This is a genomic window from Streptomyces sp. bgisy100, assembly GCF_057709105.1.
The window spans coordinates 94,289-116,613 of sequence record NZ_JBYITE010000004.1 but is presented as its reverse complement, the minus strand read 5'-3'; the positions used below and the strand labels follow the sequence as shown (position 1 = coordinate 116,613).

General features: G+C 73.4%; 18 protein-coding genes and 1 pseudogene. 12 read left to right on the top strand and 7 right to left on the bottom strand.

The genetic code is table 11. The annotated features are described in order from the left end of the window. Positions 1-118: 118 nt before the first annotated feature. Entirely contained in the window at positions 119-1,534 is a 1,416-nt protein-coding gene (locus tag AC3EQ1_RS04525; RefSeq protein ID WP_432092925.1) for a nucleobase:cation symporter-2 family protein, read from the top strand. 44 nt (positions 1,535-1,578) lie between these two features. Here the strand turns inward: AC3EQ1_RS04525 and AC3EQ1_RS04520 are convergent, their stop codons facing one another. The 3 genes from AC3EQ1_RS04520 to AC3EQ1_RS04510 all read right to left on the bottom strand — a co-directional run bounded on the left by AC3EQ1_RS04520 (position 1,579) and on the right by AC3EQ1_RS04510 (position 5,455). Continuing rightward, positions 1,579-2,406 carry a chitosanase gene (locus AC3EQ1_RS04520; RefSeq protein WP_432092924.1) on the bottom strand — a complete coding sequence of 276 codons (828 nt, stop codon included), beginning with the start codon at positions 2,404-2,406 and terminating at the stop codon, positions 1,579-1,581. Positions 2,407-2,910: 504 nt separating this feature from the next. Continuing rightward, positions 2,911-4,524: a malate synthase A gene (gene aceB, locus AC3EQ1_RS04515; RefSeq protein WP_432092923.1), complete on the bottom strand. Its 1,614-nt coding sequence runs from the start codon at positions 4,522-4,524 to the stop codon at positions 2,911-2,913. Positions 4,525-4,837: 313 nt separating this feature from the next. Continuing rightward, positions 4,838-5,455, bottom strand: a complete 618-nt coding sequence (locus AC3EQ1_RS04510) for a nucleotidyltransferase family protein (RefSeq protein WP_432092922.1) — start codon at positions 5,453-5,455, stop codon at positions 4,838-4,840. Positions 5,456-5,688: 233 nt separating this feature from the next. On the opposite strand from AC3EQ1_RS04510, the gene AC3EQ1_RS04505 reads away from it, so the two are divergent. Further along, entirely contained in the window at positions 5,689-6,018 is a 330-nt protein-coding gene (locus AC3EQ1_RS04505) for a DUF5955 family protein (protein ID WP_432092921.1), read from the top strand. A gap of 408 nt (positions 6,019-6,426) precedes the next feature. On the opposite strand, the gene AC3EQ1_RS04500 is transcribed toward AC3EQ1_RS04505, so the two are convergent. Beyond that, positions 6,427-7,242, bottom strand: coding sequence for an IclR family transcriptional regulator (locus tag AC3EQ1_RS04500; protein ID WP_432092920.1), 816 nt, complete (start codon positions 7,240-7,242; stop codon positions 6,427-6,429). Between the two features lie 711 nt (positions 7,243-7,953). On the opposite strand from AC3EQ1_RS04500, the gene allB reads away from it, so the two are divergent. The 3 genes from allB to AC3EQ1_RS04485 all read left to right on the top strand — a co-directional run bounded on the left by allB (position 7,954) and on the right by AC3EQ1_RS04485 (position 11,184). Further along, positions 7,954-9,306: an allantoinase AllB gene (gene allB, locus AC3EQ1_RS04495; protein WP_432092919.1), complete on the top strand. Its 1,353-nt coding sequence runs from the start codon at positions 7,954-7,956 to the stop codon at positions 9,304-9,306. Next, complete coding sequence (gene alc / locus AC3EQ1_RS04490) at positions 9,303-10,469, top strand: allantoicase (protein ID WP_432092918.1); 1,167 nt, start codon at positions 9,303-9,305, stop codon at positions 10,467-10,469. The genes allB and alc overlap by 4 nt, the downstream gene beginning before the upstream one ends. Before the next feature lie 166 nt (positions 10,470-10,635). Beyond that, complete coding sequence (locus AC3EQ1_RS04485; protein WP_432092917.1) at positions 10,636-11,184, top strand: helix-turn-helix domain-containing protein; 549 nt, start codon at positions 10,636-10,638, stop codon at positions 11,182-11,184. Here AC3EQ1_RS04485 and AC3EQ1_RS04480 read toward each other — a convergent pair. Continuing rightward, positions 11,112-11,738, bottom strand: coding sequence for a TetR/AcrR family transcriptional regulator (locus tag AC3EQ1_RS04480; RefSeq protein WP_432092916.1), 627 nt, complete (start codon positions 11,736-11,738; stop codon positions 11,112-11,114). The two genes, AC3EQ1_RS04485 and AC3EQ1_RS04480, sit on opposite strands and share 73 nt — an antisense overlap. 117 nt (positions 11,739-11,855) lie before the next feature. Between AC3EQ1_RS04480 and AC3EQ1_RS04475 the strand changes: the two genes are divergently transcribed. Then, positions 11,856-12,575, top strand: coding sequence for a YqeB family protein (locus AC3EQ1_RS04475; protein ID WP_432092915.1), 720 nt, complete (start codon positions 11,856-11,858; stop codon positions 12,573-12,575). Positions 12,576-12,887: 312 nt separating this feature from the next. On the opposite strand, the gene AC3EQ1_RS04470 is transcribed toward AC3EQ1_RS04475, so the two are convergent. Continuing rightward, positions 12,888-13,577, bottom strand: a complete 690-nt coding sequence (locus tag AC3EQ1_RS04470; protein ID WP_432092914.1) for a formylglycine-generating enzyme family protein — start codon at positions 13,575-13,577, stop codon at positions 12,888-12,890. A 426-nt stretch (positions 13,578-14,003) separates the two neighbouring features. Here AC3EQ1_RS04470 and AC3EQ1_RS04465 point away from each other — a divergent pair, with 426 nt between their 5' ends. Next, positions 14,004-14,471, top strand: a complete 468-nt coding sequence (locus AC3EQ1_RS04465) for a guanyl-specific ribonuclease (protein ID WP_432092913.1) — start codon at positions 14,004-14,006, stop codon at positions 14,469-14,471. Between the two features lie 187 nt (positions 14,472-14,658). Here the strand turns inward: AC3EQ1_RS04465 and AC3EQ1_RS04460 are convergent, their stop codons facing one another. Then, positions 14,659-14,874, bottom strand: a complete 216-nt coding sequence (locus tag AC3EQ1_RS04460; protein WP_432092912.1) for a hypothetical protein — start codon at positions 14,872-14,874, stop codon at positions 14,659-14,661. Between the two features lie 179 nt (positions 14,875-15,053). Here AC3EQ1_RS04460 and AC3EQ1_RS04455 point away from each other — a divergent pair. The 5 genes and pseudogenes from AC3EQ1_RS04455 to AC3EQ1_RS04435 all read left to right on the top strand — a co-directional run bounded on the left by AC3EQ1_RS04455 (position 15,054) and on the right by AC3EQ1_RS04435 (position 21,342). After that, a pseudogene (locus AC3EQ1_RS04455) lies at positions 15,054-16,360 on the top strand (sensor histidine kinase). A gap of 368 nt (positions 16,361-16,728) precedes the next feature. Beyond that, complete coding sequence (locus tag AC3EQ1_RS04450; protein WP_432093036.1) at positions 16,729-17,337, top strand: response regulator; 609 nt, start codon at positions 16,729-16,731, stop codon at positions 17,335-17,337. Positions 17,338-18,192: 855 nt separating this feature from the next. Then, entirely contained in the window at positions 18,193-18,834 is a 642-nt protein-coding gene (locus AC3EQ1_RS04445) for a bifunctional 4-hydroxy-2-oxoglutarate aldolase/2-dehydro-3-deoxy-phosphogluconate aldolase (protein WP_432092911.1), read from the top strand. Positions 18,835-19,019: 185 nt separating this feature from the next. Further along, on the top strand, positions 19,020-20,216 hold the full coding sequence (locus AC3EQ1_RS04440) for a cytochrome P450 family protein (protein WP_432093035.1): 1,197 nt from the start codon (positions 19,020-19,022) through the stop codon (positions 20,214-20,216). A 406-nt stretch (positions 20,217-20,622) separates the two neighbouring features. After that, positions 20,623-21,342, top strand: coding sequence for a GntR family transcriptional regulator (locus tag AC3EQ1_RS04435; protein WP_432093034.1), 720 nt, complete (start codon positions 20,623-20,625; stop codon positions 21,340-21,342). Positions 21,343-22,325: the final 983 nt, after the last annotated feature.

Genomic DNA, 22,325 nt, shown 5'->3' with positions numbered 1-22,325 from the left:
CGGCCCCGCCCCGCCCGCACCACCAGCGGCCCCGCCCCGCACCCCCACACACCGCACCCGCAAGGCCTCCCGGAAAGCCGTGTCGTCCGCGACACGAAAATCGACAGGAGGAACCCCCGTGGCCGCAGCGCCCAGGCTCCCCAGGACCACCCGCTCCCCGCAGCCCGACCCGGCCACGCACCCGGTCGACCGAACCCTTCCGCCGCTGAGGATGTTCACCAGCGGCCTCCAGCACGTGGCCGCGATGTACGCGGGCGTGGTGGCCCCGCCGATGATCCTCGGGCCCGCCGTCGGCCTGACCGCCACCGAGACCGCCTTCCTGGTGGGCGCCAGCCTCTTCACCGCGGGCCTGGCCACCCTCCTCCAGACCATCGGCTTCTGGAAGGTCGGCGCCCGGCTGCCCTTCGTCAACGGCGTCTCCTTCGCCGGCGTCACCCCGATGATCGCCATCGGCAAGGCCCACAGCCCCGACGACGCCCTGCCGGTCATCTTCGGCGCGGTGATGGTCGCCGGCGTCCTGGGCTTCCTCCTCGCCCCCTGGTTCTGCAAACTCGTCCGGTTCTTCCCACCGGTGGTCACCGGCACCGTCATCACCCTGATCGGGGTGTCGCTGCTGCCGGTCGCCTTCAACTGGTCCCAGGGCGGCAATCCGGCCGCCGACGACTACGGCTCCCCGCGGGCCATCGGCCTCGCCGCCCTGACCTTCGCGATCGTGCTGCTGCTCCGCCGGGTGCTGCGCGGCTTCCTCCAGCAGATCGCCATCCTGCTCGGCCTGGTCGCCGGAACGCTCCTCGCGATCCCCTTCGGCATGACCGACTTCGGCGCCCTGAAGAACGCCGGACTGATCGGCTTCCCGGTCCCGTTCCACTTCGGGGCACCGCAGTTCGACACCGCGGCGATCGTCTCCATGGCCATCGTGATGCTGGTCTGCATGACCGAGTCGACCGCGGACATGCTGGCCCTCGGCCGGATCGTGGACCGCCCGGCCGACGAGCGGACCATCGAGGGCGGCCTGCGCGCCGACGCCCTCGGCACCGCCCTCAGCCCGGTCTTCAACGGCTTCGCGTGCAGCGCCTTCGCCCAGAACATCGGCCTGGTGGCGATGACCCGGGTGCGCAGCCGGTACGTCGTGGCGACCGCGGGCGGCATCCTGATCCTGCTCGGCCTGTGCCCCGTCGCGGCCTCCGTCATCGCGCTCGTGCCGCTGCCGGTCCTGGGCGGCGCCGGCATCGTGCTGTTCGGCTCGGTCGCCGCCAGCGGAATGCAGACCCTGGCCACGGCCGCCCTGGACACGGGCGAGAACGCGCTGATCGTGGCCGCGTCGGTCGGTGTCGGACTGATCCCCATCGCCGCGCCGGACTTCTACCACGCCTTCCCGGACGACCTGCTGGTCATCCTGGACTCCGGCATCAGCACCGGCTGCATCGTGGCGATCGTCCTCAACCTGCTCTTCAACCACCTGGGCAGCAGGGACCGGAGCCCCGACCCCACCGGCACGGACGCCCCCGCGCCGGAACCGACGGTGGCCGCCTGACCCCGGGTGCCGGGCCCCGGCGCCCGGCACCCACCCACGGTCCGTCAGTCGAGGTGGTACCGGTCGCCGTAGACCTTCCAGTCCAGCGGCGTGTCCAGCGCGAGATTGCCCCGCTCCAGGAAGACCCGCTGGGCGGTGTCGACCCGGCTGGTGTCCCGGTGCGCCTTCTCCTCCCGCATCGCGGCGACCCGGGCATCGAGGAAGGCGTGCAGATAGCGCACCTCGTCACCGCCCCGGGCCGGCGGCTCCGCCCCGCGCACGGCCTTCTCCCGAACCGCACGCAGACCGCGCGCACCGTGCACCACCGCCGTGTCGTAGTAGGCGAACTGGCCCAGCACACCCACCCCGTCGGCCTTCGCCCGCCGCACCGCGGGACCGAAGTAGTCCCGGTCGCGCTCCTCGTCCTGCGCCCGGCGGAACGCCGGATCCTTCGCCGCCGCACGCCACGCCCGCGGGAACCCGGGATCCAGCCCCTCGTGCGAGGCGCTGCCCACGACCTGCCGCAGGGCGGGCAGATACCGGGCGAGCCTGTTGCCCGGCCGGGCGTCGGTGTACGCCCGCACCACCTTCAGCAGGTCCCCGGTGCCGGAACAGAACCCGATGATGCCCGCGGTATAGCCGCGCCCGTCCCCGATGTCCTCGATGTACGCGTACTGGGCCCGCCAGTCCAGCGAGGAGTTCTCCGCACTGGACACCAGCCGCATGGCGATCTCCTTCTTCCCCGGATCGTCCAGCCCGGCCCGCACCACAGGCGCCGACGCCCGTGGCGGCTCGGGCCCGGAGGACACCGCCACCGCCACAACGGGCACCGCGAGCACCACCAGCCCGAGAGCCGTCCACGAGACCTTGCGCCCCCTGCCGCCCCGGGCCATGCGCACTGTGCTCCTCCGATGCCACGAATCCGTCCGCACCGGCATTCTCGTCTCCCGACGAGCACACGACCCCGACAACCCACGATCCAGCCACCGGCCGCACGCCGAACGGAGCAGGCCGAGGCCGTTCGGACGTCCACGCGTGGATCCGCAGGCGATGGACTGGACGTTCCCCATGGGCAAAGACGGGCCGGGCCCGTCCACGAGGGCCACGGACGCCGGGCAAAAGCAGAGGCGCGGTGCCCCCGGCCCGGTCCGGACATGACGGCAGCGGGGCCACAGGGCCGGGTGAAGGCAAGGGGGTGGGGGCGCAGGGGTGGGGGGTTCCGGAAGCTTCCGTGTATTTGTGGCCCCCAGGGCCGTAAATATACGTTCCGGAACCCCCCGCCCCGGAGCACCCACCCCCGAAACCCAAGACCACCCGCACCCGACAAACCGGACACTCGCCGAAACGAACCGCAGGATCCCCGAGCGCGCGCCGCACGGCGACCCGTCAGCCGCCCCCTACCCCAGCAACTCGTAAGCCGGCAGCGTCAGAAACTCCGCGTAGTCCTCGTCCAGCGAAACCCGGAGCAGCAGATCGTGCGCCTCCTGCCAGCGCCCCGCCGCGAACGCCTCCGCGCCGATCTCGTCCCGGATCGCCGCCAGTTCCTCCGCGGCGACCCGCCGCGCAAGCTCCGCCGTGGCCTTCTCACCGTTCTCGAAGACCACCCCCGCGTTGATCCACTGCCAGATCTGCGAGCGGGAGATCTCCGCGGTCGCCGCGTCCTCCATCAGGTTGAAGATCGCGACGGCCCCGAGACCGCGCAGCCACGCCTCGATGTACCGGATGCCCACCTGCACGGCGTTGCGCAGGCCCTCGTACGTCGGCCGGGCGTCCAGCGAGGCGACGTCGATGAGCTGCTCGGCCGTCACCCGGACGTCCTCCCGCAGCCGGTCCTTCTGGTTCGGCCGGTCGCCGAGCACCGCGTCGAACGACTCCCGGGCCACCGGCACCAGGTCCGGGTGCGCCACCCAGGAGCCGTCGAAGCCGTCCCGCGCCTCGCGGTCCTTGTCGGCCTTGACCTTCTGAAAGGCGACCTTGTTGACCTCGGTGTCCCGGCGGGACGGGATGAACGCGGCCATGCCGCCGATGGCGTGCGCCCCGCGCTTGTGGCAGGTGCGGACCAGCAGTTCGGTGTACGCCCGCATGAACGGCGCCGTCATGGTCACCGCGTTGCGGTCCGGGAGCACGAAGCGGGTCCCGCCGTCACGGAAGTTCTTGACGATGGAGAAGAGGTAGTCCCAGCGGCCCGCGTTGAGCCCGGCGGCGTGGTCGCGCAGTTCGTAGAGGATCTCCTCCATCTCGTACGCGGCGGTGATCGTCTCGATCAGCACGGTCGCCCGGACGGTGCCCTGCGGGATCCCCACGTAGTCCTGGGCGAAGACGAAGATCTCGTTCCAGAGGCGCGCCTCGAGGTGCGACTCGGTCTTCGGCAGGTAGAAGTACGGGCCCTTGCCCAGGTCGATCAGCCGCTGGGCGTTGCGGAAGAAGTAGAGCCCGAAGTCGACCAGGGCGCCGGGCACCGCGCGGCCGTCGACCAGCAGATGACGCTCGTCCAGGTGCCAGCCGCGGGGGCGCATCACCACGGTGGCGAGCTCGTCGGCGGGCCGCAGGGCGTACGACTTGCCCTCGGGGCTGGTGAAGTCGATCCGGCGCTCGTAGGCGTCGGTCAGGTTGAGCTGACCGTGGATGACGTTCTCCCAGGTGGGAGCCGAGGCGTCCTCGAAGTCGGCCAGCCAGACCCGGGCGCCCGAATTCAGCGCGTTGATGGTCATCTTGCGGTCCGTGGGTCCGGTGATCTCCACCCGCCGGTCCTCCAGCGCGGCGGGAGCCGGGGCGACCTGCCAGTCGCCCTCGCGGACCCCGGCGGTCTCGGGCAGGAAGTCCAGGCTGCTGGTCCGGGCGATCTCCGCGCGGCGGTCCCGGCGGAGGGCGAGGAGTTCGTCGCGCCGGGGCGTGAACCGGCGGTGCAGCTCGGCCAGGAAGGCGAGCGCCGCATCCGTCAGAACCTCTCCCTGACGCTCCACGGGCTGGGCCTCGACGACGACCGGTGAGGACGGCGCTGGTGCGGGCATCGGTGTCACTCCATTCAGCGGGCGGTGACCGGACGGCGCGGGAGAGACGTCCCCCGGGGGCACGGAGTGCCGCCGGGCCCGGGACGCGTGAAACCGGAGCCGTCTGGGTGCAGGGTACTTCTGACCAGTGGAGAATAGTTTTCTCATAGTGGAAGTACAAGGTCTGTTGACGTCGAGACATTTTTTCGGCCCTCGAACAGCCCCCGAATGGCTCCGGGTGCCATGCCGGTCGGGGAACGGCTCGGACGGAATGACGGGCGGACGGTGGGCGGACGGGCGGACGGGAGACGCCGGGGCCCGGCCGGAGAGAGCCTCAGCCGAGGAGCCCGAGATCCTCCGGCGTGTCGATGTCGTCCGGCACCGCGATGTCCGCGCAGTCGACCCGGGTGATCTCCCCCTCGTGCTGCCGGAGATACGCCCGCGCGCCGCGGTCGCCGACCGCGCTCGCGATCACTGCGGGCCAGCGGTCGGCGCCGATCAGGACGGGGTGGCCGCGCCGCTCGCCGTAGGCCGCGGTCACCAGATCCGAGCGGGAGCCGTGCGCCGCCAGGACGCGGGCCACCGCCTCCGGGCCGATCCCCGGCTGGTCCACCAGGGTCACGACCACGGCCTCCGTCGTGGTTCCGGCGAGGGAGGCGAGACCGGCCCGCAGTGAGGACCCCATGCCCTCGGTCCACGCGGGGTTCTCCACCAGGACGCAGCCGGGGAGCCGGGCCCGCGTCCGCACCGCGTCGGCCGCCGCGCCCAGCACCACGTGCACGGGGCCGCAGCCGGCCTCCCGCAGCACACCGGCGGCGTGCTCCACCAGGGGGCGCCCGTGGTGTTCCAGCAGCGCCTTGGGGTGTCCGCCCAGCCGCCGGCCGCCGCCGGCGGCCAGCAGCAGTCCGGCGACGCGCGGACGGGAGCCCGGAACCAACGGGGAGGCAGTCATGTCCCTTGCATACCGCAGCAGATGTTCCGCCTTTCAACCCCATGGGCTGAATTTCGCCCTCCGTGTGGCGCTCGGTGCGGAGAGTGGCGTTAACTGATCCGCGGCCTCTCCCGTCCGGGGGGATGTATCCGGGGCCGACGGCAGCACTCATGAGGGGGCGACATCGGTTGCGAGGCATGAGGACGGTCCGCGGCACGCCGACGGGCACCGCGGCGGTGAAGGGTGCCGTAGCAGTGGAGCACAGACCGCCTGCGGGCGGAGGCCAGGACGCGGGTACGGGCGACCCGCGGGTCGCCGAACTGCGTGCGGCCGTGTCCCGGCTCCGCCGTGAACTCGCCGGTCATCCGGCCGACCTCTCCGACCGTGCCGTCGCCGAGGACGAACTCGCCGCGCTGGACGCCATGGTGTGTGCCGGTGCGCCGGAGGTGCCCCGGCTGCGGCGTTCGCTGCTGCTCGTCGCTGGGGCCCTGGGCTCGGTGAGCGCGCTCGGTCCTGCCCTGGCCGACATGCGCGAGGTGATCGACACCTTCGGGGACCTGCCGCGCCAGCGGACGGGCGACTGAACGGCCGTACCCCGGCTGTCCGTTCGCGTCTGTTCCCGGTCTCTTTTCCCCGGTCCGCCGGTCCGCCGGTCCGCCGGTCCGCCGGTCCGCAGCCGCCGCACCTTTGCCGGCGGCTGCCGCGTTCCCGGGGCCGTCCCCGGCCCCGTCGCCCGGCCTGGTGCGGAGTCGGTCGCCCTTGGGCAAGTCCCCGTCCCCGTCCCCGTCGCCCTCGGCCACCGAGTCGATCGCCCGGCCGACCACGGCCTCCGTAGCCCCGGGCCTCCGTAGCCCCGGGCCTCCGTAGCCCCGCGCCTCCGCCGCCCGGCGGCTCCGTCGGGGCTCGGCCCGTGGGCGGGAGCCCCCGCGCAGGCTTCGGCCCGTCGGCGGGAGCCCGCCCACAACGGCTCCGCCCCGTGGGGCGTCAGCCGTTCAGGACGGAGCCGAGCCGTTCCCGTTGCCCGTGGCGGTGAGGGCGACCGACAGCGCGGCCGCCACCTCCTGCAGGACGGGCACGATCTTCTCCGTCGCCGCCTCGGTCACCCGCCCGGCCGGTCCCGAGATCGAGATCGCGGCGGCCGTGGGGGAGTCCGGTACGCGGACGGCCAGGCACCGCACGCCGATCTCCTGCTCGTTGTCGTCCACCGCGTAGCCCGCCTCGCGGACCTGGCGGAGCGCGTCGAGGAAGCCCTCCGGGGTGGTGATGGTCTTCTCGGTCGCGGCCGGCATGCCCGTACGGCTCAGCAGCGCCCGCACCTCATCGGGGGCGACGTCCGCCAGCAGCGCCTTGCCGACCCCGGTGGAGTGCGGCAGCACCCGGCGGCCGACCTCGGTGAACATCCGCATCGAGTGCCGTGACGGCACCTGGGCCACGTACACCACCTCGTCGCCGTCGAGCAGCGCCATGTTGGCGGTCTCGCCGGTCTCCTCGACCAGCCGCGCCAGATAGGGCCGTGCCCAGGTGCCGAGCAGCCGGGACGCGCTCTCGCCCAGGCGGATCAGACGCGGGCCGAGCGCATAGCGGCGGTTGGCCTGCTGGCGGACGTATCCGCAGGCCACCAGGGTGCGCATCAGACGGTGGATGGTGGGGAGCGGCAGTCCGCTGGTGTGCGAGAGCTCGCTCAGCCCCACTTCGCCGCCGGCGTCGGCCATCCGCTCCAGCAGGTCGAAGGCGCGCTCGAGGGACTGCACCCCGCCCGTGGTCGCGGACTTGGCTGCTGCGGAGGTGCTGTCGCTGGACGGCGGCACGGCGCCCTTCCTTTCGAGATGAAGCGGCTTTCGAGGCGGAACGGCTTGCGGGACGGGACCGCCTTCGGGCGAGGCGAATCGCTTCCGGGGCGGACGGCTTCGTGCTGGACGGCTTCGTGTGTCTGGCGGGCTGTCGGGCTGACTGGCTGGTACGGCAGCCTACCGGCCGCCGCCTGGCTCCACACCGGTCTCGGCACTGCGTTCCCGCCGGTCACGAGCCCTCGCCCGACGGCCCGGCCTCGTCCTCCCGGCGGCCGCGCCGGGGCCGTCCGGGCCTTGAGTCCCGGCCGTCGCCCGGGTGGCCGTTTCGGATGGTCCCCGTCGGCCCGTCTCCGGGTCCCGCGAGTGCCCTCCCGCCCGTCGCGCGGGGTCGGTCCGGGCCCGCGGCGGTGCGAGCCGACGGGATCGCTCATTCTGTTTTGCGGAGTCGAACTTCCACTTTACGGAAGCCAGGCTGTGCGGGGAAGGGGGTGGACCGGACCGCCCCGCCGGACGGGAAAGTGCCCGGCGAGGTGCGGCGCGTCGGCTGCCGCGGGCGGGGAGGGTCTTGACGGGCCGGTACGCGGAAGTGAAGACTCCTTCAACAGAAAGTTGAATTCCGCTGCCCGTGGCCGCCTTCCGCGCCCCGGGCGGCGGCCTGCGCATCCCGCGTACCGGGCCCGCCCGCCGGAGCGGAGTCCGCAGCCACAGCGAGCGTGAGGAGGGGCCCGGGTGCCCGAGGTGGAGCTGGTTCTGCGTTCGCGCCGTGTCATCACCCCGGACGGGACGAGGGCCGCTGCCGTCACCGTCGCCGACGGCCGGATCGCCGCCGTCCTGCCGTACGACACCGCGCCGCCCGCCGGCGCCCGGGTGGAGGACTTCGGTGACGATGTGCTCCTCCCCGGGCTCGTCGACACCCATGTGCATGTGAACGACCCCGGCCGCACCGAGTGGGAGGGCTTCGCCTCCGCCACCCGCGCCGCCGCGGCCGGCGGCGTCACCACGCTCGTCGACATGCCGCTCAACAGCATCCCGCCGACCACCTCGGTCGGCCACCTCGACGTCAAGCGGACGGTGGCGCGGGCCAAGGCTCATGTGGACGTCGGCTTCTGGGGCGGCGCGGTGCCCGGCAACGTCAAGGACCTGCGGCCGTTGCACGACGCCGGAGTGTTCGGCTTCAAGTGCTTTCTGCTGCACTCCGGCGTCGACGAGTTCCCCCCGCTCGGCCCGGACGAGCTGGAGCGGGCCATGGCGGAGCTGGCGAGCTTCGACGGGCTGCTGATCGTCCACGCCGAGGATCCGCACCTCATCGACGGCGCGCCCCGGCAACCCGGCCCCCGCTACGCCGACTTCCTCGCCTCCCGGCCGCGCGACGCCGAGAACACCGCCATCGACGGGCTCATCCGGCTCGCGCGGCGCACCGGAGCACGGGTCCACGTCCTCCACCTCTCCTCCGCGGACGCGCTCCCGCTGATCGCCGACGCCCGGCGCGACGGCGTCCGGATCACGGCCGAGACCTGCCCGCACTTCCTCACCCTCACCGCGGAGGAAGTCCCGGACGGCGCCACCGAGTTCAAGTGCTGTCCGCCCATCCGGGAGGCCGCCAACCAGGACGCGCTGTGGCAGGGGCTGGCCGACGGGACGATCGACGCGATCGTCTCCGACCACTCGCCGTGCACCCCCGACCTGAAGCGGTTCGACACCGGCGACTTCGCCGAGGCCTGGGGCGGCATCTCCTCCCTCCAGCTGGGGCTGCCCGCGATCTGGACCACGGCGCGGCAGCGCGGACGCAGCCTGGAGGACGTGGTCCGCTGGATGTGCACCGGCCCGGCTCAGCTGGCGGGACTGCACCACAAGGGCGCCGTCGAGCCCGGCCGGGACGCCGACTTCGCCGTCCTCGCGCCGGAGGAGACCTTCACCGTGGATCCGGCGGACCTGCACCACCGCAACCCGGTCACCGCCTACGCGGGACGCACCCTGCACGGTGTCGTGCGCTCCAGCTGGCTGCGCGGCCGGCGCATCGCCGACCACGGCACCGTCACCGAACCCACCGGCCGACTTCTCGAAAGGCAGCGATCCGCATGACCGCCGAACAGCCCGCATCGGCCGCGACGGCCCGCTTCACCGGCGACGCCCGCCCGTACGGCGGCGGTGACCCGTACGCCGACTACCGGACCGCCGACTTCCCCTTCACCGGGCTCACCGACCTCGCCGACCGCCGGCTGGGCGCGAGCGTCGTCGCCGCCAACGACGAGTTCTTCGCCGAGCGCGAGAATCTGCTCAACCACGGCCCCGCACGCTTCGATCCGGAGCACTTCGGGCACAAGGGCAAGATCATGGACGGCTGGGAGACCCGCCGCCGGCGCGGTGCCGGAGCCGGGCGGCCGCACCCGGTCGACGCGGACCACGACTGGGCCCTGGTACGGCTCGGCGCCCCGGGCGTCATCCACGGCATCGTCGTCGACACCGCCCACTTCCGCGGCAACTACCCGCAGGCGGTGAGCATCGAGGCCACCGCCGTCCCCGGCACACCGTCCCCCGAGGAGCTGCTGGCCCCCGAGGTGACGTGGACCGAACTCGTCCCGCGGACGGCCGTCGGCGGCCACGCGGCGAACGGCTTCCCCGTCGACGCCGGGCAGCGCTTCACCCACCTGCGGGTCAAGCAGCACCCCGACGGCGGCATCGCCCGGCTGCGCGTGCACGGCGAGGTCGCCCCCGACCTGGCCTGGCTCGCCGCACTCGGCACCTTCGACGTGGTGGCGCTGGAGCACGGCGGAGCGGTGCAGGACGCCTCCGACCGCTTCTACTCGCCGCCCGCCCACACCATCCAGCCGGGGCGCTCCCACCGGATGGACGACGGCTGGGAGACCCGCCGCCGTCGGGACAAGGGCCACGACTGGGTGCGGTACGCGCTCACCGAGCAGGCCCGCATCCGGGCGGTCGAGATCGACACGGCGTGTCTGAAGGGCAACGCCGCGGGCTGGGCCGCGCTGTACGCGCTCGACGCCACCACCGGCGGCGACCCGGCGGACCACGCGGCCGACGGCTGGACCGAACTCCTGCCCCGCACCCGGCTCCAGCCCGACACCCTGCACCGCTTCGTGCTGGAGAGGACGGCACCGGCCGCCACCCATGTGCGGATCGACATCTTCCCCGACGGCGGTGTCGCCCGGCTGCGGCTGCACGGCTCGCTGACGGAGGAGGGCGCGGCCCGCCTGGCCGCCCGCCACCGGAAGCTCGGCGGCTGACGGACCCGGCCCGGGGCGGCGGACCGGAGCCCGGCTCACGGAAGCGGACCCGGGTGGCGGAACGGATCCCCGCTGACGGAACCGACCCCGGTGGCGGGGCCTGCCGCTCGGCGGCGGGCGGCTGTTCCGGACGCCGGGGACCCGCCGGGGGAGCCGGCGGCCGTCAGTGGCCGTCAACTGTCGTCGACGGCCATCGGCGCTACGACGACGCGTTACCGCTGCCCGGGGTGAACAGCCCAGTCGCTGCCCCCGCAGCGCGGCGGCGCTCACCGCCCTCCTCGAAGCTCTGGACGGCCACCCGGGTCCGACGGACACGGTGCGGGCGTTCCTCGACGGTGACTCGGACCGGCGGCGCACCGCCGAGAGCCTCGGCGTGCACCCCGACACCGTCGACAACCGGCTGACCCGGGCCCTCGAACTGACCGGTGTCGACCCGCGCACGACGCGGGGCGTGCAGCTCTGCAGCGCCGCGCTCACCCTCCGCCCCGCCTCGCGGACCGGGCGGAGTGAACTCTCCGGCCGGGGGCGCCGGGTGACGACGGAGACGTCGGGCGAGCGTCACCGGGCGGCGGGAACGGCGTCCGGTGAGCCGATCGGTTCCACCGGCCCCGCCTTCCGCCCTGCCGCCCCGGGAGCGGTGGTTCAGCGCTCCCGCTCCGGAGCGCCGCCGGGCCGCAGAAAGCGCTGGATGATCAGCCGCAGGGTGGGGAGCTGATCGGCCGGGCGGAACGACGGGTCGGTGGCGGCGCTGGTGTAGAGGGCGGCAATGAGTGCCATGACCCATGCCGCCGTGTCGTCCGGGTCCAGGCCGGGGTCGGTCAGCCCGGCCGCGGCGGCGTTCCGCAGCAGGGCGGTGACGGTGCGCCGCTCCTCGTCGTTGTCCCTGCTCAGCAGCGCTTCGAGCTCGGGGTCCCGGTGCGCCTGGATCAGCGCCTCCATGACGAGGGCGGGGACCAGCGGCTCCGTGGCCGGGGCGGCGAGCAGGTCCACGGTGTCGAGGAGCGCGGTCCACGGGTCGTCGGCCGCGCGGGCGGCGGCGAGCCGCTCGGCCTTGATCACCCCGTCCCGCTCGTCGTCCTCGAAGACGGCGTGGAAGATCGCGCGTTTGGTGGGGAAGTAGTGGAAGACGTTGCCCGCACTCATGCCGGCGGCCCGGCAGATCTCCGCCGTGGTGGTGCGCTCGAAGCCCTTGGCGGCGAAGAGACCGGTGGCGGCGTCGACGATCTGCCGGCGTCGTGCGCGGTGTCTGGCCGGGTCGACTGTCCTCATGCGCGGCTTCCTTCGGTTGCTTCCCGGCGCCTTGCGGCCATCGATCGATCGTCAATCATAGACCGAGCGCTCGGTCTATGATTCGGGGAACAGTGACGATGAGGGGGGAACATGGTCATGCGCAGAAAGCCCGAGAGGGACCCGCAGGGCGGACGGATCACCGTGCTCGGCGCGCCCGGTTGGCGCAGCGTACTGCTCTGTGCCGGTCTGGCGCTCGCGGGGGCGGGCGTCGGATGGCTCGTCGGCCTCTTGGCCGACTGGCTACTGACGTTGCCCTGGGTGCCGATGCAGGGGCCGGTCCGGCTCGTGGGCTCCGTCCCCGTTGCGGTGCCGTCCGCCGTGGGGGCGGTGGCGGGGCTCGCCCTCGGACTGATCGCCCAGCACGAGCAGTTGGTGATCCGGCTGTCGGACGAGTGCGTCGTGCTCACCCGCAAGGGGCGTGATCAGACGTTTCCGCGCGACGCCGTCGCCGCGGTGTTCCGGGACGGCAAGCAGCTCGTGCTGCTCGGTCACGAGGGCGGCGAACTCACCCGGCAGGAGTGCGATCTGGACGGAGGCCGGGTCGCCGCCGCCTTCACCGGGCACGACTACGGGTGGGTGGACGCGGATCCGCACCGGGCCGAGTTCCGCCGCTGGGTCCCGGACACGCCCGGACTCCCGGAGGGGGCGAACGCCCTCCTCACGGCCCGTCAGAAGAGCCTGGATAAGAACGGCTCCTCCGACGACGACGTCCGGGAGCTCCGTGAGGAACTGGCCCGGCTCGGCGTCGTGGTGCGGGACGAGAAGCGCCGTCAGTACTGGAGGACCGTCCGCGAGGCGGGCCGGGCCGCCGGCTGACGGCCCGGTGCCGCCCGTGGGCTCCGGGCGGGGCCGGTGCGCTGCCCGCCGTCACGCGAGGCGCGGACCGGCCCCGGGGGACCGCTGCACGGGGCCGCGGACCGGTCCCGAGGGGCCGCTGCACGGTGAGTGGGTCGGCGCCGGGGGACAGTTGCACGGTGAGCGGGCCGGTCCCGGGACCGTTACACGGGCCGCGGACCGGTCCCGAGGGGCCGCTGCACGGTGAGTGGGTCGGCGCCCGGGGACAGCTGCACGGTGAGCGGGCCGGTCCCGGGACCGTTACACGGGCCGCGGACCGGTCCCAAGGGGCCGCTACACGGTGAGTGGACCGGCCCCGAGGGACCGCGCGACGCGGAAACCGACGTCGTCGACGCGGAACGTCGGGTGGCTGCGGCGGCGCACGGAGGCCCGGCAGCTCCACTGCTCGTCGAACCAGCCGCCGCCGCGCAGCACCCGGTAGCTGCCGTAGACCTCGGCGTCGTAGAGGTCCCAGCACCACTCCCAGACGTTGCCGAGCATGTCGTACAGGCCCCACGGGTTGGGCCGCTTGCCGCGGACGTCGCGGATCCGTCCGTCCGAGGTGCCGCGGTACCAGGCGATGTCGTCGAGCGGGCCGTAGCGCGGTCCGGCCGTCCCGGCGCGGCAGGCGTGCTCCCACTCGGCCTCGGTCGGCAGCCGGTAGCCGTCGGCGGCCCGGTTCCAGACGACGTCTCCGTCGTCGGCGGGTAGGTGGTAGGCGGGGGTGAACCCCTCTTGCTGGGACAGGGCGTTGCAGAACCTGACCGCGTCCTCCCAGGACACTCCCTCGACCGGCGGCCCGTCCGCCTCGCCGGCGTCCGCCGACCCGCTGCTGATGCCGGTGTAGCGCGCCCGGGTGACCGGGACGGCCCCCAGCAGGCAGGGCGCGACCTCGACGGGCCAACTGCGCTGCGTCCGCCGGTCCGACAGCGTCACCCGCCCCGGCGGGACGGAGATCATGTCACTTCCGGTACCCGTGTCCATGGGGAGGTGATCCTATCGGCAGCCGTCCGCCGATGATCAGGTGTCGGGGACGACGTCGTGGGGGTGGACGCACGAGGACGTGGTGCTGATCGGGGCCGGACGCGTGCCGGGCATGGCGCTGTTCGGGCCGGACGCGTGCCGGATTGGGTGCTGTTGGGGACCGGGCGCATGCCGGATGGGCGCTGTTCGGGTCCGGATGCAATGCCGGATGAGGCGCTGTTGGGGACCGGGCTCCGGCCGGAGCCGGTGCTGTTCGGGACCGGCCCACCCGGGCGTCGCGCTGATCGGCTCGGACTGCGGCCGGTGTTTCGCCGTGGTAAACGGATGTTCACAAGGGCTCTCCAACTGTCCCCATTCTGTGAACTCCCCGAAAACTTCCCTCACTTGGCGTTGACATGACATCCTCTACGCGCGTCATCCTGAGGTATGCGAATCCCCCCACGTATTGTCAGGATCGGCGCCCTCGGCGCCCTCGCCTCGACCCTCTTCATCGGTGGCCCGGCCGTTGTGGCCTCGGCCTCCGCCACGCCCGGCACGACGGCCACGCACTCCGTCGCCCCGGCCCACGTCGCCTCCGCGGTCTCCGCGAAGGAACTCGGGGCGCAGGAGGTCGGCGACATCTGTTACTCGAAGCTGCCCGACGAGGCCCACACCACCCTGAAGCTCATCGACAAGGGCGGCCCGTTCCCGTACCCGAAGGACGGCACCGTCTTCTCCAACCGGGAGGGTGAACTGCCCGCCCAGGGCGGCGACTACTACCACGAGTACACGGTGGAGACCCCCGGCTCCCCCGACCGCGGTGCCCGGCGCATCGTCACCGGTGAGGCCAAGCAGGAGGACTACTACACCGCCGACCACTACAGCTCGTTCGACAAGGTGAAGTTCGACTGCTGAGTCGTCGACTGCTGAGCGGCCCCGGCCGCTGAGCACGGTTTGACCGGGAGCCGTGCGCCCTCCCCACGGGGCGTACGGCTCCCGTACGTTGTGGCCTCGCCTCGCCTCGCCTGCCCTGGCCTGGCCAGGCCTGCCCAAACCAGGGCAGGGAAGACAGGGCGGCCGGGAGTCACCCCCGCCCCCGCACTCATCTCGGTATTCGGGCCGCGATGCGGTCCGCGGTCACCATCACCACCCCGCCCAGCACGATCAGGGCGACCTCGGCGTGGACCTCGTACCCGTCGAAGAACTCCAGCGCGCGCACGACACCCGGCGGAGCGAACCACCCGGTCCAGGCGTGGACGAGTCCGACGACACCCCAGAGCGCCAGGGTGAACCCCACTGCTTCGAGCACCTTCTTCATGCGGCGATGCTCTCCCGGCGCCCAACGCCCCCACATCGGCCGTGAGTCGGCGTTCCGATCGCCGGAGGAGGCATCCGCCCCCGGCTGGCCGTGACGAAAGTCGATGGTCCCGCAGTCTTTGGTCGCAACCTCCGCCGAGGGCCGGAAACGGCGGGAAGGGCGACAGTAGATTGCCGTTCATGGGCGGACAGGAGAGGGGGACGACAGTGAAGAGGGCGCATGACTACCCGTGGCTGCTGCCGTCCGCCGTGGCCGGCGCCGAGCCGGAGGCGGACCGCGGCCGCCGGACCGTCCGTGACTGGGCCGTCGACGTCGTCTGCTGTTTCACCGTGGTGGCCTTCGGGCTCCTGGTGTTCGACGACCTGAGCGACGACCCCGGGGTCCCGGACGGCGTGCTGGTCGCCGATCTGGTCCTGGGGCTGCTGTCCTGCGCCGCGCTCTGGCTGCGCAGAGGGAATCCGGCCTGGCTCGCCGCCGTGCTGGTGCCCCTGGCCGCGGTCACCCCCTGCGCCGCGGGGCCGGCACTGGTCGCGCTGTTCACCGTCGCCGTGCACCGGCCTTTCCGGACCGTCGCCGCCATCGGCGTGCCGGCCCTGGTCTCGGTGCCCGTCGGCGCACTGGTGCGCCCCGATCCCGAACTCGCCTTCGGCGTATCCACCGTGACCAGTGCGGTGGTGCTGTTCGCGGTGATCGGCTGGGGGATGTTCGTCCGATCGCGCCGGCAACTCGTCCTCTCGCTGCGGGAACGGGCCCGGCGGGCCGAGAGCGAGGCCGCGCTGCGCGCCGAGAAGGCGCAGCGGCTGGCGCGGGAGGCGATGGCCCGGGAGATGCACGATGTCCTCGCCCACCGGCTGTCGTTGCTGAGCGTGCACGCGGGCGCTCTGGAGTTCCGCCCCGACGCACCGCCCGCGGAGGTGGCCCGCGCGGCGGGGGTCATCCGCAGCAGCGCGCACCAAGCTCTCCAGGACCTGCGCGAGGTGATCGGGGTGCTGCGGGCGCCCGTCGGCGGAGCGTCACCCGGCCCGGGCGGCGGGGCGGTGCCTCGGACCGCGGTGGTGAAGCAGGTCACCGGAGAGGATGAACGGCCGCAGCCCGGCCTCGGCCAAATCCCGCGCCTGCTCGGGGAGTCCCGGCAGGCCGGACTCCGGGTGACGGTGGTCGACCGGATCCGGGACACCGGCACCGTGCCGGACGGCATGGGCCGCACGGCCTACCGGATCGCCCAGGAGGGGCTGACCAACGTCCGCAAGCACGCCCCGGGTGCCGAGGCAACGGTGACGCTGGACGGGGCTCCGGGCAGGGGCCTCGTCATCGAGATACACAATCCGCTGCACACCGGCGGGGACGGCCCGGCGGCGATCCCCGGGGCGGGGCAGGGGCTCATCGGCCTGGTGGAGCGGGCGTCCCTGGCCGGGGGCGGCTCGAACACGGCCCGGTGGCTACAGGTCACTTCCGCCTTCACGCCTGGTTACCGTGGCCCGTATGAACCCTTCCGCAGCAGAGTCCGGAGCCGGTGCGCGTGCCGGAGCCGGTGCGCGTCCCGGGGCCGGTACGGGTGCCCGTGCCGGCACCGGGAACCGGACCGCCGGCTCCCCGGACGTTCCGGCAGCGGGACCGTTATCGGGCCCCGCACAGAGGCTTGCCCAGGACAGGCTTGCCCAGGACAGACCTGTCCAGGACGGGTCCGCCCTGGCCGGGGCGGCCCAGGACCGGCGGGCCCGCAACGGCACCGGAGGCGACCGGTCCGGCCCGGCCCGAGGGCCCGTCGCGTCGCCCGACGGCCCCGCTCCCGCCGGTGCACCGATCCGGGTGCTCCTCGTCGACGACGACGCGCTCGTCCGCGCCGGGCTGCGGATGATGCTGGGCGGAGTGCCCGACCTCGACATCGTGGGGGAGGCCGCCGACGGCAGCGAAGTCCAGTCGCTCGTCCGCCGGTTCGCACCGGACGTCGTGCTGATGGACATCCGGATGCCGACCGTGGACGGCCTGGCCGCGACCGAGGCGCTGCGTGGGTCCGGACAGGGGCCGGAGGTGGTGGTGCTGACGACGTTCCACGCGGATGAACAGGTCCTGCGCGCACTGCGGGCCGGGGCCGCCGGGTTCCTGCTCAAGGACACCCCGCCGGCCGAGATCGTGGCGGCCGTACGGCGGGTGGCCGCGGGGGAGCCGGTGCTGTCGCCCGCGGTGACCCAGCAACTGATCTCGCACGTGGCCGGCTCGGGCCGGGACGGCCGCCGTACGCGGGCCCGCGAGCTGCTCGACCGGCTGAACGACCGGGAGCGCGAGGTGGCCCTCGCGGTCGGGCAGGGCCGGTCGAACGCCGAGATCGCGGCCGGACTCCACATGGGCGTGGCGACCGTCAAGGCCCATGTGTCCCGCACCCTGACCAAACTCGACCTCAACAACCGGGTGCAGATCGCCCTGGTGGCCCATGACGCGGGGCTCCTGGACGGCGAAGGCTGAACCGGGCGGGCCGCCGAGCACGGGCGCCACCCAAGCTGGTCCACCTCCCCGCCCGTCCATTGCCGAGCTGGTCCGCCTCCCACCCCGTCCCCTGCCGCGCTTGACCACCTACCAGCCCGTCCACCTACCAGCCCGGCCGCTTCCCATCCGGCCCTGCCGAGCTTGTTCACCTACCAAGCGGCCCGTCCACCTCCCACCCCGTCCACCTCCCACCCCGTCCCCTGCCGAGCTTGTTCACAGCCGAGTCTCGCCACTGTCCGGGCCGGGCGACTGCCGAACCGGAGGCCTTCCGGTCGCCTCCCGCCGCCCCCGGACGGCCACGTGGAGCCCGGTCGACCCGGGACGGCCAACGGCGGTCGGCGGCGCCGGACGTGCGCCCCCTTCCCGGCACCCTCGGGCAGGCTCACCGTTTCCCGGCCGCACCCGGCACGTCCCCCGTACTGCCCCATGTGCCAACTTGCCGCCCCGGCGCAGGGCATGTCGGCGCCGCCCGGTACGGTTCCGGTCAGAAGCGACGTACGGCGGGCAGGGGGAGGCAAGGGTGACAATCAGCCATCTGCCGCACGCCGGCTCCGCCCTGCCGAGCGGGCCGGAAGCGGAAGGTCCGTTCAGGGCCGCCGGCCGGCCCGCCCGCACCAGGTCCGCCGCTGCGCGCAGGCGCCCGTGCGCTCCCCGCCGGGCCCGCCGCCCGCTCCGACGCTGAACCGCCGGCCGGCTCCGTACCACCCGTCTGTATCGCCACCGTCTGCATCACCACCGCCTGTATCACCACCGTCTGCATCACCACCCGTCTGTCACCACCCGTGAGCGTCACCACCGTGTGCGTCGCACGACCGAGAAAGGCGGCTGACTGCCGTGTACCGCTGGGAGATCACCCGCGCCGCCCTGGCGCAGCGCGTCTTCGCCATCGTCCGGACCGAGAGCTACGACCAGGCGGCCGCCACCGCCGACACCCTCATCTCCGGCGGCATCAGCAGCCTGGAGATATCGCTCAACACGCCCTTCGCGCTGGAGGTCGTCACCACGCTCACCCGGGAGGTCGGCGACGACGCGCTGATCGGGGCGGGCACGGTCCTCGACGCCCAGACCGCCCGCATGGCCATCGACGCCGGTGCCCGGTTCCTGGTGTCCCCGGGGCTGGACGAGGAGGTCATCCGCACCGGCCACCGGTACGGCATCCCGGTCTTCCCCGGTGTCGCAAGTCCGTCCGAGATGATGCGCGCCCTGGAGCTGGGTGCCGACGCCCTCAACCTGTTCCCGGCCTCCGGGCGCGATCCCCGCTGGCTGCGGGACGTCCGGGCCGAACTCCCGCAGGCACCGCTGCTCCCCACCGGTGGGGTGAGCGTGGAGAGCGCACCCGAGTGGATCGCGGCGGGAGCGGCGGCCTGCGGGCTGGGGTCCGCGCTGTCCGAGGGAGACCGGACGGCGGTCGCCAAGCGCGCGGCCGACCTGCTGGCCCGCCTGGCCGACGCTGCTCCGTACCCCGACGCGGAGTAGACCGCACCGCGTTCGGCCGCCGCTGAGCCGGTCGCTGCGGAAGCCGGTCGCTTGCGGAAGCCTGTCGCGGCGGTCGCGTTCCCCGGTGCCCCCGGCGCGTGGGGGATCGGCCGGATTACGACCCCCCGCCCGGTGAACTCGACACCTAGCGTGGTGATCAGTTGACGGAGAAGAAGGGGGAGAACGTGACGACGGACGCTCCGGTCGATCTCGCCGCGCTCGGTGAGGACTTCACCCGGGACCCGTATCCGGTCTACGCCGAACTGCGGTCCCGCGGCCCCGTGCACCGGATCCGGATGCCCGAGGGCGCCGACGCCTGGCTGGTCGTCGGCTATGCGGAGAGCCGTGCGGCACTGGCCGACGCCAGACTCTCCAAGCACTGGACGAACGCCTCGCAGGCCCTGAACTTCTCCCGCTTCCCCACCGGCGCCCACATGCTCAACTCCGACGCGCCCGTGCACACCCGGCTGCGGAAGCTGGTCGCCAAGGAGTTCACGCCACGGCGGGTCGAGGCGCTGGCGCCGGGCGTCCAGCGGATCACCGACGGCCTGCTGGACGCGATGCTGGCCGAGCCGTCCGGCCGCGCCGACCTGGTCGACTCACTCTCCTTCCCCCTGCCGATCTCCGTCATCTGCGAGCTGCTCGGGGTGCCCTTCCTGGACCGCGAGGAGTTCCGCCGCTTCTCCAACGACGCGCTGTCCTCCACCGACCGCGCCCGCAGCGAGGAGGCCGCGACGCAGGCCTTCCACTACCTCACCGACCTGCTGGAGCGGAAGCGCGCGCAGCCCGGTGACGACCTGCTGAGCGCGCTGATCCGCACCACCGACGAGAACGGCGACCGGCTCTCGCCCGACGAACTGCTCGGCACCGTCTGGCTGCTGCTCGTCGCCGGCCACGAGACCACCGTCAACCTCATCTCCAACGGCGTGCTGGCGCTGCTCCGCCACCCGGACCAACTGGCCGCGCTGCGGGCCGACTACTCGCTGCTGGAGAACGCGGTCGAGGAGATGCTGCGGTACGACGGGCCGGTCGAGACCCCGACGTACCGGTTCACCACCGAACCGCTGGACATCGGCGGCACCGTGATCCCCGGCGGCGGCGAACTCGTCCTCGTCGCCCTCGCCGACGCCGACCGCGACCCGGCGCGGTTCCCGGACGCGGAGCGGTTCGACATCCGCCGCGACGCACGGGGGCACGTCGCCTTCGGCCACGGCATCCACTACTGCCTGGGCGCGCCGCTGGCCCGGCTGGAGGCCCGCATCGCGATCCGTTCGCTGCTGGACCGCTGCCCGCGCCTGGAGCTGGACGCCCACCCGGCCGCGCTGACCTGGCGGCAGGGGCTGCTGATCCGGGGGCCGCACCGGCTGCCGGTGCGGTTCTGACGGCGGGCCGGCCGCCCGGGAACCTCGTTCTCCGGCCGCTGCCGGACCTCGGTTCCCGGGCCGTTCGCGGGACCTCTGTTTCCCGGGCCGTCCGGAAGCGCCGATCTCCGGCCGTGGCTCCGGTCTCCGGTTGTTCGGGGACCCTGTTCGCCGGCCGTGGCTCCGGTCTCCGACCGTTCGGGAACCCCGTTCTCCGGCCGTGACGCCCACCGGCTGTGGGGCCGTCACGGCTGCGGGTGGGGTACTCGCACGCCGGGGTCCGGAGGGGCCTGCACGGGGCCTGGACGCCGGAGTCCTGTCCTTTTGTCCGGACAATCGAACTTCACGACTTCCCGTCATCTGTCCGGGCCACTACGCTCGCCCCGTGGCGAAACAGCCGGATCCGACGGGGTCTCTCCAGCTCAGCGTGGACCGCAGCAGTCCGGTCCCGCTCTACTTCCAGCTCTCCCAGCAGCTCGAGGCGGCGATCGAGAAGGGCCGGCTCGCCCCGGGCAGTCTGCTGGGCAATGAGATCGAGCTCGCCGGTCGGCTCGGCCTCTCCCGGCCCACCGTCCGCCAGGCGATCCAGTCGCTGGTCGACAAGGGCCTGCTGGTGCGCCGCAGGGGCGTCGGCACTCAGGTCGTGCACAGCCAGGTCAAGCGCCCGCTCGAACTGAGCAGCCTCTACGACGACCTGGAGGCGGCCGGTCAGCGCCCTGCCACGCGCGTGCTGCGGAACACCACCGAAGCCGCGAGCGCCGAGGTCGCCGCGGCCCTCGGGGTGCCCGAGGGGTCCGAGGTGGTCCTCGTGGAGCGGCTGCGGCTGGCCCACGGCGAACCCATGGCCCACCTGCGCAACCACCTTCCGGCCGGGCTGCTGGACCTGGACACCGTGCGCCTGGAGTCGACCGGCCTGTACCGCCTCATGCGGGAGGCGGGCATCACCCTGCACAGTGCCCGGCAGGCGGTCGGCGCGCGCGCGGCCACCGCCGACGAGGGCGAGCAGCTGGGGGAGCCGGAGGGGGCGCCGCTGCTCACCATGGAGCGCACGACGTTCGACGACACCGGCCGGGCGGTCGAGTTCGGCTCGCACACCTACCGCGCCTCCCGCTACGCCTTCGAGTTCCAGCTGCTCGTCCGCCCCTGAGCCCGTGAGGCGGCCCGGCTGCTCGTCCGCCCCTGAGACGGCCCGGCTGCTCATCCGCCTTAGGCGGCCCGGAGGCCTGCCCGGCGCCGTTTCCGGCTCGGTGCCACTCGGCCGGGCGCCGCTCGCTTCGGCCGGGCGTCACGCGCCTCGGCCGTACCCGCTCGATGTCGCCGGGCCCCGCGCCACTCACCCCGGCACCACTCAGCCCCGCGCCACCCGCCCCGGCACCGCCCGCCTCGACAGCACCCGCCCCAACACCCCCTGGCTCGGTGTCACCAGCCCGGCCCGCCGCTGTGCTCGTGAGGTCGTCCACCCTCGGCCCGAGGGCCGGGGCGCCCGGCCACACCGCCTCCCCAGGCCACACCGCCTCCCCAGGCCACACTGCCTCCCCCGAGCACACTGCCTCCCCCGAGCACACTGCCTCCCCCGAGCACACCGCCTCCCCCGAGCCCGATTTCTCCCGCCCCGCACCCCTCTGTCCACCCAGGAACCCCGCCCGCGTAAGAATGTTCGGACAAAGTATTGACGGCCTGTGGCGGACGCCGTTAGAACTCCACCAGTCGCACTCGGGCGGCTCAGGAGGGAAGGCGGACCCACCATGGCGCGCAGACCCGGAGTCCGGACGGCGGCCGTCCGCGGTGCCCGGTTTCCCCCCGCCGCCGTCAGGACCACGGAGGATGCGCGCCCGGGGAACCCGGCGCCGCGGCACCCGAGGAAACCGGCACGAACAGGGGTGACCGATACTTGGGCGGCCGGGACCGGATCCACACGGTCCGGCCGCCCCGAGGAGCACGCACCACAGCACAAGCAGCAGGCCGAGCAGCACATCGGGCAGCACAACAGGCAGGACGACGGACAGGACGACAGGCAGGACGACGAGCGGCGCGGAGCCCGGCGGGTAGGGCCCGCGGCAGTGTCCCGCCGTACGGTCGTCGGTCGGGGAGCCGGCACGGCTCACACAGTCAGGTCACAGCGAGAGAGGC